Origin of the sequence: Acinetobacter legionensis, from assembly GCF_048551735.1 — a bacterium.
Taxonomy (GTDB): Bacteria; Pseudomonadota; Gammaproteobacteria; order Pseudomonadales; family Moraxellaceae; genus Acinetobacter.
Genome location: NZ_JBIMBV010000014.1, coordinates 66,801 through 81,318 on the forward strand (window position 1 = coordinate 66,801; position 14,518 = coordinate 81,318).

Sequence of the window (14,518 nt, forward strand, 5' to 3'; positions counted from 1 at the left end):
TAAAATGGTACATCATCAAATTAAAGTTGTACAAGCTTTGGCTTCATCACTGACTGAGGGAGGCCGTGGTGTAACTGGAACACCATTTCCAAACCAGCCAGAAAAGGCCTTAAAGTTATATGAGTTTGAAGGTTCACCATTTTGCCGCCGTGTACGAGAAGTAATGACCTTGCTCAATTTGGATTATGAAGTCTATCCATGCCCTAAAGGTGGGACTAAATATCGTCAGGTTGTAAAAGAAAAAGGGGGGAAATTGCGTTTTCCGTATTTCGTTGATGAAAACACGGGAACAGCAATGTATGAATCAAAAAAGATTGTTGATTACTTATTTAAGCACTATGGTAAAACCGGCAAAACGCCAAAGAAATATTCTCATTATCCTAAATATCCAACGGTCGCCATGGTGGGAACTATTATTAATGGTGCGCGAGGGGTTTGGGTAAATAAAAAAATTGTTGATCGTATAAGCCCAGCGCAATTATTGGAGTTATGGGGGTTTGAAGCAAGTCCCTATACACGTGTTGTGCGTGCTGAGTTAACTGAATTAGAAATTCCATTTATCTTTCATAATGTGGCTAAAGAGTGTTGGCAAGATCTAGGACCAGCAGTTTTACGTTTAAAACCTGGTAAATATTTTGCTTTGGTGGGCGGAAAACGTGAAAAAATTATTCCTGTTATGGGGCGTGCAAAGCAAGATATTCAAGTGCCTTATTTAGAAGATCCAAATACAGGTGAAAAACTCTTTGAGTCAGCAGTAATCGTACGTTATTTACAGAAACAATATGGTTAACTCTATGTGTTAAAAGCATCTAAACAGGTGCTTTTAATTGAAGGATAAATATGGGTTTACAAGAAAATTATCTTGAATATCGAAATCATATAAATGCTTTAAAGACTGAACAAGCCTATTTAAAGTATATTTTGAAAATTCAACAGGTCGTGCATCAACGGCAGTTGGTATCTTGTATGAGTGATTCAAAATGGCTCAAACTTCTACATGCAATGAAAGACTTGGATTTTCCACCTGCATTTATTGTCAAATTGGTGACTGAAAATAAAGATCAACAAGCTGAAGATAAATTTGTGAAGAAAATTCCGTGGTATATAGGTGATTGGCATCCTTTCTATCACGATGCTATGCCTGTATTTATTGGAATTGAATATTTAATTGTAAAGCCTATGCTGAGCAAGTCGAGGGGGAGATTGATCAGTGATTTGATTTTAGATCAAACAGATCAACTTCGTACTTTGTTGCAGCATTTGAATATCGTGTTTGATCAGAAAGACTGTTATTTTAAAATTTATGCTTATCACCTAAAGTAGTTTTAAAAATACTTACAATCGATGTGCCTAAACAAAATAAGTCAAAACTTATTGCTTTAATTATTTTCCATAACATTTATATCGATATAAATATTGTGAATTAGTGGATTGTTAACGATAAAAACTTAAGCTTTAAAACAGCCTATGTTAGATTGTAACCAATAGAATATTTTGAGATATATTATGACTTCAACTCGAATTCAACCTGTTATGAATCGTCCAGGGGAAAATGCCTTATTTATTGTTTTAGGATTAAGGCTTGGGGCTGAAGTAATTGATACAGTAATTGATTTTGCGGCAAATTTTTCTGCATTGACGCGTAGTTTAACCAACCGTTATCCAGATGCACAATTTAGTGCGGTCATGGGATTTGGGGCAAATGCGTGGGAGCGTTTATTTCCTGATCAGGCTAAACCACAAGAATTAGAACAGTTTAAAGAAATTAAAGGGCCAAAATATACGGCTGTTTCAACGGAAGGTGATTTGTTTTTCCATATTCGCGCTGATCGCCAAGCGTTGTGTTTTGAAATGGCAGATATGATCAATACTGAATTAAAAGCTGTAAGTTACCCAGTAGATGAAGTGAATGGTTTTCGATATTTTGACGGTAGAGCGATTATTGGCTTTGTCGATGGGACCGAAAACCCAGAGCCTGAAATTGCGGCTGAATATGCACTAGTGGGTGATGAAGATCCAGACTTTAAAGGTGGCAGTTATGCATTTATTCAAAAATATATGCATGATATGGACAAGTGGCGCGCGCTAAGTGATGAAGAACAAGAAAAAGTCATCGGACGAAAAAAGTTTAATGATCTTGAGTTGAGTGATGATGTAAAACCTAAAACAGCACACAATGTAGTAAGTAAGGCACATGATGCGGATGGTAATGAAATTAAAATCATGCGTGCAAATATGCCGTTTTCAAATCCATCTAAAAATGAGTATGGTACTTTCTTTATTGGTTATGCACGCAAATTTAGTGTGACTCGACAAATGTTAGAGCACATGTTTCAAGGTGATGAAGAGGGTAATTTAGATCGTTTATTAGATTTTAGTACAGCAGTGACAGGAACTTTATTCTTTGTGCCTACTGTCGATTTCTTAGATGATTTGGGTGACGAATAACGCTGATGGTTTATGTTTAGGTAAATGGTCGCTTTAAAGTGGCCTTTTACTGCGAACTTGAGTCATGTTTGTTATGGTGAATCATTGATTTAATTGGGTTTTAATGATGTTTGATAAAATTGCAACCTTATTTAAGGGTAGTAAAAACGGTCCTGAGCAAGTTTTTCTACAAGAAAATAATATTCAAATTGATGCTGAGCACGGTTTTATTGTAGATGGTATTGTTTTAAATCGTGAGTTATCTGAAAGGCTGGAATACTTTTCTAACCGAAAACTCAATAATTTTGATGATTTAAAGGCCTTGTTTTATAAAACAATTTTGATCAATGAAAAGATTGATTTAGAAATCGCAACAAACAACTATGTGCAAAGGCTTGGCAATACAGAAGAAAATTTAAAACAATTCAAAAAAATTATTCAAAAACTCAATGATTATTATAAACAATTTAAACGAGAAAAATAAATCAACTTAAGGCATGGATAATATTTGATGGAATCAGAATATTTCATCAAAGAATCATATGTGATGTTGCTTAGATTTTTAATTGTTATTAAATGGTTATTCGCAACTCATTTGGCAAGAGCTTCCACAGGTTCGTGATCCTGCTAGTTTGTCTTATAGTAAGCGTGGATTTTGTTCTGATGGGAAAAATACTGTAGTTGAGTCATTACTTAGACAAATAGAATAAATAAAATCACTCAACTGAATAAAGTCATCATGTTAAACTATTGCTCATGTCTTTTAGACCCTATGCGATTATGTTTAAACAAGAAATCTCTGACCTCAATTTAAAACAACTGAAAGCAGGCGAAAAACGCTGGATCGGCACAATGCTCGGTTCATCTGCTGCCTTATTGTTTAAGGAGATTGCAGAGAAATCGGATCAGCTCTTTGTTTTGGTTGCGAAAAATAATCAGCACTTAGGGCAGTTGGAAAGTGAATTAGAATTCTATGGGGTAAAACCAACAATATTTCCAGATTGGGAGATATTGCCATACGATCGTTTATCTCCACACCAAGATATTGTCTCTGAAAGACTGTCGATACTTTCCAATATGCCACAAAAAGGTATTTTATTGGTATCAGCAACCACTTTGGCACAACGTGTTGCGCCTACATCATGGGTATTGGGTGAGCATTTTGATATCCGTGTTGGTCAGAAATTTGCTTTAGAACAACAAAAATTAAAATTAGTTCAAGCGGGTTATCATTTGGTTGATACTGTTTATGACCATGGTGAGTTTGCGGTACGTGGTAGTATTATGGATATTTATGCCTCTGGGCAGAATGCACCCATTCGTATTGACTTATTTGATGATGAAATAGACAGTTTAAAATTCTTTGATCCTGAAACGCAAAGAACAACGACAAAGTTAGAACGTTTTACTGTACTTCCTGCAAAAGAATTTCCGTTGAAAGAAGCGCGTTCAACATTTCGTGATCGCTATGCCGAAAGTTTTCCAACAGCAAATCCTAAAAAAAATCCAATTTATCAAGATGTGTTAGAAGGTATTGCTTCTCCGGGATTAGATTTCTACTTCCCATTATTCTTCTCAAAGCAAGCCATGCAAACACAAAGTTGTTTGGTTTCGTACTTCCCAAGTAATTCTATTGTCATTACAGATAAGCACATTGATGAAGGATTGTTGAGTTTTTGGACAGATGTAATTCGTCGTTACGAAGACCGACGCCATAATGCTGATCAGCCGTTATTACCACCTGAAGAAATTTTTATACAACCGAATCAACTATTCGAATATTTAAATCAATTTTCAAGAATTATTGCCTCAACAGAAGCCATTGAATTAAAAGCAGGTTGTATCAATTTGTCGGTTGAATTACCGCCAAGATTGCCTGTAGACCCTAAACAAGAGCAGCCATTTAAAGCCGTTAAACAGTACGTGGATGAGGCCAATCATCCAGTGTTGTTGGTGGCTGAAAGTGCTGGACGTCGTGAAACATTAAAAGATGCTTTACGTGCAAGTTTAGGTGAAATTCCAGTTGTCGAAAGTTTTGCTGTATTTCAACAATCTAATTTCTCTGTGGCGATCACCAATGCACCTTTGGATCGTGGGTTGGTCATCAGCAATGATCTATCGGTTATTTCTGAAAACCAACTATATGAACACCGTGTAGTACAGCGCCGTAGAAAACGTCAACAAGAGGTTTCAGAAGAGTTTCTTATTCGAAGTCTGACGGAACTTAATATTGGTGCGCCAGTGGTGCATATTGATCATGGTGTTGGGCGTTATGCAGGTTTAGTTACCTTAAATATTGATGAACAAGACTATGAGTTTCTGCAATTAAACTATGCAGATGATGCAAAAGTGTATGTTCCTGTGACCAATTTACACCTGATTAGCCGTTTTAGTGGAGGTGATCCTGATTTAGCGCCTTTACATAAATTGGGTACAGATGCATGGAATAAAGCAAAACGTAAAGCACTTGAACAGATTCATGATGTGGCAGCTGAATTGTTGCATATCCAAGCACGTCGTCAGTCTAAACCTGGGATTAGTTTCGAGTTGGATCAAAGTGCATATATGCAATTTTCCAGTGGTTTTGCTTATGAGGAAACACTGGATCAGGCCAATGCCATCGAAGCGACCTTATATGATATGCAACAAGCCAAACCAATGGATCGACTGGTTTGTGGTGATGTTGGCTTTGGTAAAACGGAAGTGGCGATGCGGGCGGCATTTGTTGCTGTTCAAAATAATAGGCAAGTGGCTGTCTTGGTACCTACCACCTTATTGGCGCAACAACATTTTGAATCATTTAAAGATCGCTTTGCCGATTGGCCAATTCGTATAGAGGTACTTTCTCGTTTTGGAACTAATAAAAGTCATACCAAAATCATTGATGACTTAATCGATGGTAAAGTCGATATTGTTATCGGTACGCATAAAATTCTTCAGGAAAATGTGCAGTTTAAAAACTTAGGTTTAATGATTGTTGATGAAGAACATCGTTTTGGGGTACGTGATAAAGAGCGTATTAAAGCCATGCGCGCAGATGTTGATATGTTAACGTTAACTGCAACACCAATTCCTCGTACATTGAATATGGCTTTTGGTGGGATGCGTGATCTCTCGATTATTGCTACACCACCAGCACGTCGTTTAGCCGTTAAAACTTTTGTCAATGAACAAACCAATGAAACCATGAAAGAGGCAATTCTAAGGGAATTGTTACGTGGTGGGCAGGTTTATATATTGCACAATGAAGTGGATACCATAGAGCGTGCTGCGGAAAATATTCGTCAACTTGTACCAGAGGCTCGTGTCGCTGTTGCACATGGTCAAATGCGTGAACGTGAACTTGAGCAAATCATGCAACAGTTCTATCACAAAGAATTTAACGTGCTGGTCTGTTCAACGATTATTGAAACGGGGATTGATGTTCCTAATGCCAATACGATTATTATTGAACGTGCAGACAAACTTGGCCTAGCTCAATTACATCAATTGCGTGGTCGTGTTGGACGTTCACATCATCAAGCCTATGCATATTTGATGGTGCCATCGATTAAAGGCCTTAAAGGTGATGCAGAAAAACGTTTAGATGCCATTCAGAGAGCTTCAAATCTTGGCGCTGGCTTTATGCTGGCTACGGAAGACTTGGAGATTCGTGGTGCTGGTGAGCTACTCGGTGAACAACAAAGTGGTTCAATGAATGCAATTGGTTATAGCTTATATATGGAAATGTTGGCCAAAGCGACCAAAGCAATTCAACAGGGTAAGACCCCTAATTTTGATACACCACTTTCACTCACTTCAGAAATTACACTACATATGCCTGCTTTGATCCCAGATGAATATTTGGGAGATGTACATCAGCGTCTTATGTTCTATAAACGTATTAGTAATACCGATACTCAAGATAAACTTGACAATATACGTATGGAGTTGATTGACCGGTTTGGTGTACCGCCATTGCCAGTAAAACAGCTGTTTAGTGTCCATCAAATTCGGATTAAGGCTGAGGCGTTGGAAATTACTAAAATTGATATAGGAGCTAACGGTGGAGTGATCGAATTTTCACCTGATACTCCGGTGCAAGCGATCAGTATTATTCAACTCATGCAAAAGCATCCAACTTGGTTTCGTATGGACGGTGGGCAACGCTTAAAAGTGATGGTGATGCTTGAAGAGAATGACAAAAGAATTCAGTTTATTCAGGATTTGTTAAACAATTTACTGACAGAATTAAAGCGTTAATTTATCTGGAATTTGAGCTTAAATAATGCTCAGTATGAGATTGAAAGTGCTTATGAATTTTTTCTGGTAAATCACTTGAAAAAATTCTGTGATTCTTTAAAGTGTAATTGTGATCAGGTTCAAAACAAACTGTGTTTATTTGTACCAAAACACAAGATAACCAATATTCACACGAAAACCGATGTGTTAGTATTAGCCATCCTTTTAATTTTGCGTCATTTATAAAGATATGTTTAGTTTGCATCCACAACTTGCTCAAGATACTTTTTTTGTAGGCGATTTTCCGCTTTCAACATGTCGTTTAATGAATGATATGCAATTTCCGTGGCTAATTCTTATTCCACGTGTTCCTGGTATCACTGAGTTATATGAACTAAGTCAAGCTGACCAAGAGCAGTTTTTACGAGAATCTAGCTGGTTATCTAGCCAGTTGTCTCGTGTTTTTCGTGCAGATAAAATGAATGTCGCAGCACTTGGAAATATGGTGCCACAATTACATTTTCATCATGTAGTTCGTTATCAGAATGATGTAGCTTGGCCTAAGCCTGTATTTGGTCTGCAAGCAGTTCCTTATAGCAATGAAGTGTTAGCACATATGCGTCAAACGTTAATGTTGGCGTTACGTGGCCAAGGTGATATGCCATTCGATTGGCGTATGGATTAAGTGTAAACAGCACAAGGAAGTGTTTAATAAAATGACATTCGAGGTAAAATATTTTGCCATTTGAACGTATGTTAGATAAAGAACCAAAGCAATTTGAAATATTCCAGCGATTTATGGGGTACTTAATCATTGCTTTGTTGGTTATGGTTTATTATTTCACTTCCCCAATTGCAAGTTATCAATTTTACGTGCCTTTTTTCATTGGCTTTATTTTTATTATCAGTCCTAAGTTATCACGCTGGCTGGAATATTCATATGGTTCTAAAATTCGAAAAAATGTCTATTTTTTAATTGATATCATTGTTGTTTCTACAGCATTGGCTGCTGTTCATTTAAGTCTGGTGGTGACTTTTGTATTGTTATTTGCCCTGATTTATACTGCGATTAATAATAAAATTTCTTTTATGATGGGCTCTCTGGCAATTTTAATTGCCTTTGTTGTGTTTTATACCAATATTATTTTTATCTTTGGTTTTTATGATTATTTTCAGCAAACTAGCCCTGAACTATCCGTTCTTTCTTTTATTAGTATCATCTTGTTTGTAAATATTGGAAATTATTATCAAAATCGTCGTATCAAAAGTGTAGAAACAAAGAAAAACACCTATTTTAATGAAATGAATCGCTATATTGAGTTGTCAAATCAACTCAGTCGTTATGCGCCATTACAGCTTTGGCAAGCGATTATGCGCGGCGATACTGAAGCAAAAATTGAATATAAACGTAAAAAAATTACAGTTTTCTTTTCTGATATTCAAGGATTTACTGAGCTATCAGAAACTTTGATTCCAGATGATTTGGCCTTTGTATTAAATGATTATTTAAGTCATATGACTGAAATTGCCAAGCAATATGGTGCAACCATTGATAAGTTTATGGGGGATGCAATCCTGATTTTCTTTGGCGATCCTGATTCACAAGGGGTAGAGCAGGATGCGAAAAACTGTATTGATATGGCAATTGCAATGCGTCAGCAGATGAAATTTCTTCGTGAACGTTGGGTGAAAATGGGCTATGCAGCTTTACATATTCGAATGGGGGTAAGTACAGGTTATTGTCACGTCGGAAACTATGGTGCTGTACATCGCATGGCCTATACCATTGTTGGTCGAGATGCTAATTTAGCAGCGCGTTTGCAATATGCTGCGGATATAGATGAAATTTTGGTTTCAGACGAAACCTATAAGCTGATTAAAAATGATTATCTTTGTGCACCAAAAACTCCGATTGAGCTGAAAGGGATTCAAGGTAAGGTGCGCACTTGGCAAGTGATGGAAAAATACTCTGCAACCAAGAATGAAAATCAGCAATGGTTTGATTATGAGTATAAAGGCTTCCACCTAGTGCTGAATTTAGAAGAAGTACAAAACTTTGAATATCCTGAGCTGGTTGAAGTATTAGAAAAAATGGTAGAACGGATTAAGGTTCAGCAAAAACTTACCAACTCTCAAGGCGTTGCAAAGCTTAATATTGAAGATGAAGTGAACTCAAATTATTTGTAAAATTATTAAATATTAAATGAAATGCCTAAGCCATTAAAAATTGCTTAGACATAAAAAACCACTCATAAAGAGTGGTTTTTTATGTCTATATGAAAAGCAACTTAGTGGTTTTCAGAAGCATGGTTAATCGTATACTTTGGAATTTCAACTTCCATATCTTCATCAGTAATTTTAACTTGGCAAGACAGACGCGAATCGGGTTCTAAGCCCCAAGCGCGATCGAGTAAATCGGCTTCAATATCATCCATTTCTTCAAGCTCATCAAAGCCTTTGCGTACGATTACATGGCAAGTGGTACATGCTTTAGACATGTCACAGGCATGTTCGATTTTAATACCATTATCAAGCAGGCTTTGACATAGATTGGCATTTGGTTTAACTTCAAACTCAGCACCGTTTGGACAAATCGTTGCATGAGGTAGTACTTTAATACGTGGCATAGTCGTTACCTTAAATTAGTTTGAGTTAGACCAATCATCAAGTTTGGTGCCTTTGAGTGCATGATCAATGTGTTGATTCATACGTTCTGCTGCAAAGGCATCGCTATAAGTTTTTAACTGTTCAACAGCATGTTCAATTAATTTGATATCGTTCGTTTCAAGCTCAGTTTTTAAGGCTTCAGCCGCTTGAGTGAGCGCAGTCAGTTGTTCAGTGCTGAGAAGTTTAGAATCCACCTTTAACGCTTGTGTTAAAGCTTCAAGTTCACGTTGAGCTTCGACTTTGGTTTCATTGAGATGGCGAAGATTTTTATCTTCTTCAGCAAATTTATAACCGTCTAAAAGTAAACGTTCAGTATCTGTCTCAGATAAACCATAAGAAGGTTTAATGTCGATTTGAGCATTGACCCCTGATGTAGTTTCTTTGGCCGAAACAGTAAGTAAACCATCAGCATCGACTTGAAAAGTAACTTCAATACGTGCCTGACCCGCAGTCATTGGTGGAATACCATGCAATACAAAACGGCCTAAGCTTCGGCAATGTTCAACTAAGTCACGTTCACCTTGCAAGACATGGATTAACATCGCAGTTTGACCATCTTGATATGTGGTGAATTCTTGACGACGTGCAACAGGAATTGCTGTATTACGTGAAATTAAACGTTCAATCAAACCACCCATGGTTTCTAAACCTAATGACAGCGGAGTAACATCTAAAAGTAATGAGCCATCTTTAGAGTTCCCAATGAGCTGATTTGCAGTGATGGCAGCGCCAATCGCTACAACTTCATCAGGATTAATAGTACAAAGTGGCTCTTGCTTAAATACTTCACGCACGACTTTCTGTACAGCATAAGAGCGAGTTGATCCACCAACAAGAACTACATTTTGAATATCATCGAGTTCAAGTTTTGCATCACGCATGACACGTTTACATACATTGATCGTTTTATCTAATGCCACTTGAATGATTTCTTCAAATGTTGTGCGATCTAAAGTGAGGTGATGTGTCAGAACTTTAATATCAACCGATGTTGCATCACTTAATGCTTCTTTGGCTTTGCGCGCAGAAACAATAAAGTGCGCATATTCTGCATCATCTAAAACTTCAATATTGAGTTGTTTTTTTGCCCACTTAACAATAAGACGATCTAAGTCATCGCCGCCCAGTGCTGTATGACCGCCTGTGGCTAAAACTTCAAACACACCTTGAGAAAAGCGTAAAATAGACACATCAAATGTACCGCCACCTAAATCATAAATGACATAGTTACGATCTGTTGTTAGGTTACTCTCTTGATCCAAGCCATATGCAACAGCCGCAGCTGTTGGTTCATTGAGTAGGCGTAATATATTTAAACCAGCAAGCTCAGCTGCATCTCTTGTAGCTTGACGTTGTGCTTCATCAAAGTAAGCTGGAACAGTAATAACAGCCCCATTTACAGGGTTGCTTAAGCTTTGTTCAGCGCGGTCTTTAAGTTGTTTTAAAATTTCTGCGGAGATTTCTACTGGTGTTTTACGCCCCTTAGCTGTTTCAAAAGCTGGCATTTCATTTTCAGCACCAACAAGTGTGTATGGATGTTGAAATTTAACATCCGCTTTGGAACGGCCCATAAAGCGCTTAACAGAAACAATGGTATTTTTAGGGTCAGCAGTGATGAATGGTTTTGCTGCATCGCCGTATTCGGTTGAATTTTTAGAATAATGTACAATAGAAGGAAGTAACACACGACCTTGCTCATCGTTCAGCACTTTGGCTTTGCCTGATAATACCGTAGCAACTAGAGAATGGGTTGTCCCTAAGTCGATACCAATTGCAATACGGTGTTCGTGTGGCGCACTTGATTGTCCTGGTTCAGCAATTTGCAAGAGTGCCATTTGTCACATCCTTAAAATAAATACTAAAAACAAATTCGGTTAAAACATATATTCAAAGCTAAAATTTAGAAATCATCATCTAAATTAAAATCTTCATCATCTAAAAGCTGATCTTCAGCTTTATCGATATCATTCATGACTTTTTGAAAAAAGCGTAACTTTCGCACAGTGTCACGCGCTTCAGCCCAATCTTCATCCTCAAAATCAATTTTGAATTCACGAACTAAGCCATCAATCCATTGTCGCACTTCTTTTTTTAAAGAATGCAACTGTTCGGTATTAGTTGCTTCATCAAGCTGCTCACGAATTTCTAAAGCAGACTGAAGGAACTCAAAATCACTAATCGATTGATCTAAGTGATGATCTTGCTTTTTGAGTGAAAGTAGATAAGCAGCACGACTGTCTACATTGGATAAAGTTTTATATGCCTGATTAATTTCACTTGATTTAATCAAAGCTTTGTCTTTATTTTCAGCTTTATCAGGATGATATTGCTGTTGTAGTTTTAGGAAATTAGCTTTTAATATCGCTAAATCAATATCGAGTGCTTCTGGGAGATCGAACAACTCAAAATGACTCATTGGGGATACTCATCCACGATGTTTTACAGGAAAACGGTGTAATTAAATGTGATTAAAACAGTGCAAGACACTGTTTTAACATGAGAAAAAGCAGGGCGGATTATACAGTGAAAGATTCACCACAGCCACATTCACCTTTTTTATTTGGGTTGTTAAACTCGAAGCCTTCATTTAGACCATTTTTAACATAGTCCATTTCCATACCATCGAGATAAACCAAACTTTTTGGATCTACAAAAACTTTTACACCAAACTGTTCGAACATTTGATCATGCGTATCGATATTATCAACAAACTCAAGTACATAAGCTAAGCCAGAACAGCCTGAAGTTTTCACACCAAGACGAATACCTTCACCCTTACCGCGATTCTTTAAGTAATTGCTGATATGAGTTGCAGCATTTTCAGTTAGATTGATCATGAAAACTCCGTTAAAAAATCATCTGCTAAATTTGACGAACAGATACTAGGCTTTAGTTTTCTTGCTACGGTAATCTTCAACAGCAGCTTTAATTGCGTCTTCTGCAAGCACAGAACAGTGTACTTTTACAGGAGGAAGTGCAAGTTCAGTTGCGATATCGATGTTCTTAATCGCCTGTGCTTCGTCAAGCGTTTTACCTTTTAACCATTCAGTTACGAGTGAACTAGACGCAATTGCTGAGCCACAGCCATAAGTTTTAAAGCGAGCTTCTTCAATTACACCACTGTCATTCACTTGGATTTGTAAACGCATTACATCACCACATGCAGGTGCACCCACCATGCCTGTACCAACATTTTCTGCATTTTTATCCAAAACACCTACATTACGAGGATTTTCGTAATGATCTATTACTTTTTCGCTATAAGCCATGTTGCTTCTCCAAACCTCGGGGTCAGCGTTGATAATATGTATTTCTACAATCTAATTTGGTGGCATTTTACTGATTTTCAATAAAATGCCGCGTTTTGATTTCAAGGAACTTAATGTTCAGCCCATTCAACTGAACTTAAGTCGATCCCTTCTTTGTACATATCCCAAAGCGGAGAAAGCTCACGCAATTTCTCAACAGCAGCTTTAGTAATCTTAATTACATGATCAATGTCTTCTTCAGTCGTATAGTGACCAAAGCTAAAACGAATTGAACTATGTGCTAACTCGTCAGAAAGGCCGAGGGCACGAAGTACGTAAGAAGGTTCAAGTGTTGCAGATGTACATGCTGAACCAGAAGATACAGCAGCATCTTTTAACGCCATCATCAATGATTCACCTTCAACAAAGTTGAAACTAACATTTAAGTAGTTTGCAACATTGTATACAGGGTGGCCATTTAAGAAGACTTGTTCTAAATCCTGTAAACCGTTCCAAAGTTTGTCACGCAGTACACGTAAACGTGTTTGTTCAGCTTGTAAAGATTTTCCAGCAAGTTCAAATGCTTCACCCATACCGACGATTTGATGGGTTGCAAGTGTACCTGAGCGCATACCTCGTTCATGGCCACCACCATGAATTTGTGCTTTGATACGAACACGTGGGCTACGGCGTACAAATAAAGCACCAATGCCTTTAGGTCCATAAACCTTATGACCTGAGAAGCTCATCAAATCAACTTTCATGGTAGAAAGATCGATTTCAACTTTACCCGCAGCTTGTGCTGCATCTACATGGAAATAAGTTTTATTGGCACGTGTTAACTCACCAATTGCAGCAACATCTGTCACAGTACCAATTTCATTGTTCACCATCATCAATGAAACAAGTAGCGTATCTGGACGAAGTTCAGCTTGAACCATTTCTGGTGTAATTAAACCGGTTTTAGGTTCAGGTTCAAGATAAGTAATCTCAAAACCTTCTTCTTCTAATTCACGACAAGTATCTAAAATTGCTTTATGTTCAATTTTACTTGTGATGATGTGTTTGCGTTTAGAACCATAAAACTGAGCAACACCTTTAAGGGCAAGGTTATCAGATTCAGTAGCACCTGAAGTCCATACAATTTCGCGTGGATCAGCTTTTACTAAATTTGCGACTTGTTCACGTGCATATTCAACTTTTTCTTCAGCTTGCCATCCATAAGCATGTGAGCGAGAAGCAGGATTACCGAATGTACCATCAAAGGTTAAACACTCCATCATGCGTTCTGCTACTTGAGGATCAACAGGCGTAGTTGCTGCATAGTCAAGATAAATCGGACGTTTCATGTCAAATACCTGTAACCGATAAAAGGGCTGAATCAAGAGGTGCTGAATTTTGACGGACCGCAACGGTTTGTACATTGTCACGAGCGACTAAATCCGCAAGGGTGATTTTAGCTAAATAATCGGCAATATGGAGAGAGAGTTCTTGCCATAAATCGTGAGTTAAACACATTGCACCATTTTGGCAATTGCCTTTGTGGTCACAACGTGTCGCATCGACAGTTTCATTTACAGCTTCAATAATTTCTAAGACAGTAATTTCTTCAGCATGGCGCGCTAAGTGATAACCGCCATTTGCTCCACGAACACTTGAAACTAAGCCGTGACGCTTAAGCTTAGCGAACAATTGTTCAAGATAAGCGACAGATATCGTTTGGCGGTTTGCAATTTCTGCAAGCGTAATCGTTTGTTCAGGTGGCTGCAGTGCTAAGTCAAGTAGTGCAGTCACTGCATAGCGACCGCGAGTAGTTAGGCGCATGATTCGATACACATGTTTTAGACTAGATGTATGAATTTTATGAATCCTGACTAAAATAGTCAAGTATTTTTAATTTTAATTCTGACTAATTTAGTCAGAATTTATTACTTGAACAAAAAATGCGGGTAAAT

Annotated in this window: 14 protein-coding genes; 7 read left to right on the top strand and 7 right to left on the bottom strand. The window is 37.6% G+C overall.

All coding sequences use genetic code 11. From position 1 onward, the window contains the following. The first annotated feature begins 4 nt into the window (after positions 1-4). The 7 genes from ACG9ZL_RS13645 to ACG9ZL_RS13675 all read left to right on the top strand — a co-directional run bounded on the left by ACG9ZL_RS13645 (position 5) and on the right by ACG9ZL_RS13675 (position 8,835). Positions 5-790, top strand: coding sequence for a glutathione S-transferase N-terminal domain-containing protein (locus ACG9ZL_RS13645; protein WP_336951336.1), 786 nt, complete (start codon positions 5-7; stop codon positions 788-790). Between the two features lie 50 nt (positions 791-840). Continuing rightward, on the top strand, positions 841-1,323 hold the full coding sequence (locus ACG9ZL_RS13650) for a DUF6678 family protein (protein WP_419360418.1): 483 nt from the start codon (positions 841-843) through the stop codon (positions 1,321-1,323). Between the two features lie 183 nt (positions 1,324-1,506). Further along, positions 1,507-2,448 (top strand): Dyp-type peroxidase, encoded by a 942-nt coding sequence (locus tag ACG9ZL_RS13655; protein ID WP_419360420.1) that lies wholly within the window; start codon positions 1,507-1,509, stop codon positions 2,446-2,448. 106 nt (positions 2,449-2,554) lie between these two features. Next, entirely contained in the window at positions 2,555-2,911 is a 357-nt protein-coding gene (locus tag ACG9ZL_RS13660; RefSeq protein ID WP_336951332.1) for a hypothetical protein, read from the top strand. A 296-nt stretch (positions 2,912-3,207) separates the two neighbouring features. Further along, positions 3,208-6,669, top strand: a complete 3,462-nt coding sequence (gene mfd / locus ACG9ZL_RS13665; protein ID WP_336951475.1) for a transcription-repair coupling factor — start codon at positions 3,208-3,210, stop codon at positions 6,667-6,669. A 229-nt stretch (positions 6,670-6,898) separates the two neighbouring features. After that, on the top strand, positions 6,899-7,333 hold the full coding sequence (locus tag ACG9ZL_RS13670) for an HIT domain-containing protein (RefSeq protein WP_336951330.1): 435 nt from the start codon (positions 6,899-6,901) through the stop codon (positions 7,331-7,333). Between the two features lie 53 nt (positions 7,334-7,386). Beyond that, on the top strand, positions 7,387-8,835 hold the full coding sequence (locus ACG9ZL_RS13675; protein WP_336951328.1) for an adenylate/guanylate cyclase domain-containing protein: 1,449 nt from the start codon (positions 7,387-7,389) through the stop codon (positions 8,833-8,835). Positions 8,836-8,936: 101 nt separating this feature from the next. Here the strand turns inward: ACG9ZL_RS13675 and fdx are convergent, their stop codons facing one another. From fdx to ACG9ZL_RS13710, 7 genes are all read right to left on the bottom strand, one after another. Beyond that, positions 8,937-9,275 (bottom strand): ISC system 2Fe-2S type ferredoxin, encoded by a 339-nt coding sequence (fdx, locus tag ACG9ZL_RS13680; RefSeq protein WP_336951326.1) that lies wholly within the window; start codon positions 9,273-9,275, stop codon positions 8,937-8,939. Between the two features lie 15 nt (positions 9,276-9,290). Next, positions 9,291-11,150 carry a Fe-S protein assembly chaperone HscA gene (gene hscA / locus ACG9ZL_RS13685; RefSeq protein ID WP_419360422.1) on the bottom strand — a complete coding sequence of 620 codons (1,860 nt, stop codon included), beginning with the start codon at positions 11,148-11,150 and terminating at the stop codon, positions 9,291-9,293. A 65-nt stretch (positions 11,151-11,215) separates the two neighbouring features. Beyond that, positions 11,216-11,731, bottom strand: a complete 516-nt coding sequence (gene hscB, locus ACG9ZL_RS13690; protein ID WP_336951322.1) for a Fe-S protein assembly co-chaperone HscB — start codon at positions 11,729-11,731, stop codon at positions 11,216-11,218. 100 nt (positions 11,732-11,831) lie between these two features. Then, complete coding sequence (iscA, locus tag ACG9ZL_RS13695) at positions 11,832-12,152, bottom strand: iron-sulfur cluster assembly protein IscA (RefSeq protein WP_004720632.1); 321 nt, start codon at positions 12,150-12,152, stop codon at positions 11,832-11,834. 45 nt (positions 12,153-12,197) lie between these two features. Next, on the bottom strand, positions 12,198-12,584 hold the full coding sequence (gene iscU, locus ACG9ZL_RS13700; RefSeq protein ID WP_004720629.1) for a Fe-S cluster assembly scaffold IscU: 387 nt from the start codon (positions 12,582-12,584) through the stop codon (positions 12,198-12,200). 110 nt (positions 12,585-12,694) lie between these two features. Continuing rightward, a complete protein-coding gene (locus ACG9ZL_RS13705) occupies positions 12,695-13,912 on the bottom strand; it encodes an IscS subfamily cysteine desulfurase (RefSeq protein ID WP_336951319.1) in 1,218 nt (405 codons plus the stop codon). A gap of 1 nt (position 13,913) precedes the next feature. Beyond that, on the bottom strand, positions 13,914-14,387 hold the full coding sequence (locus ACG9ZL_RS13710; protein WP_336951317.1) for an Rrf2 family transcriptional regulator: 474 nt from the start codon (positions 14,385-14,387) through the stop codon (positions 13,914-13,916). Positions 14,388-14,518: the final 131 nt, after the last annotated feature.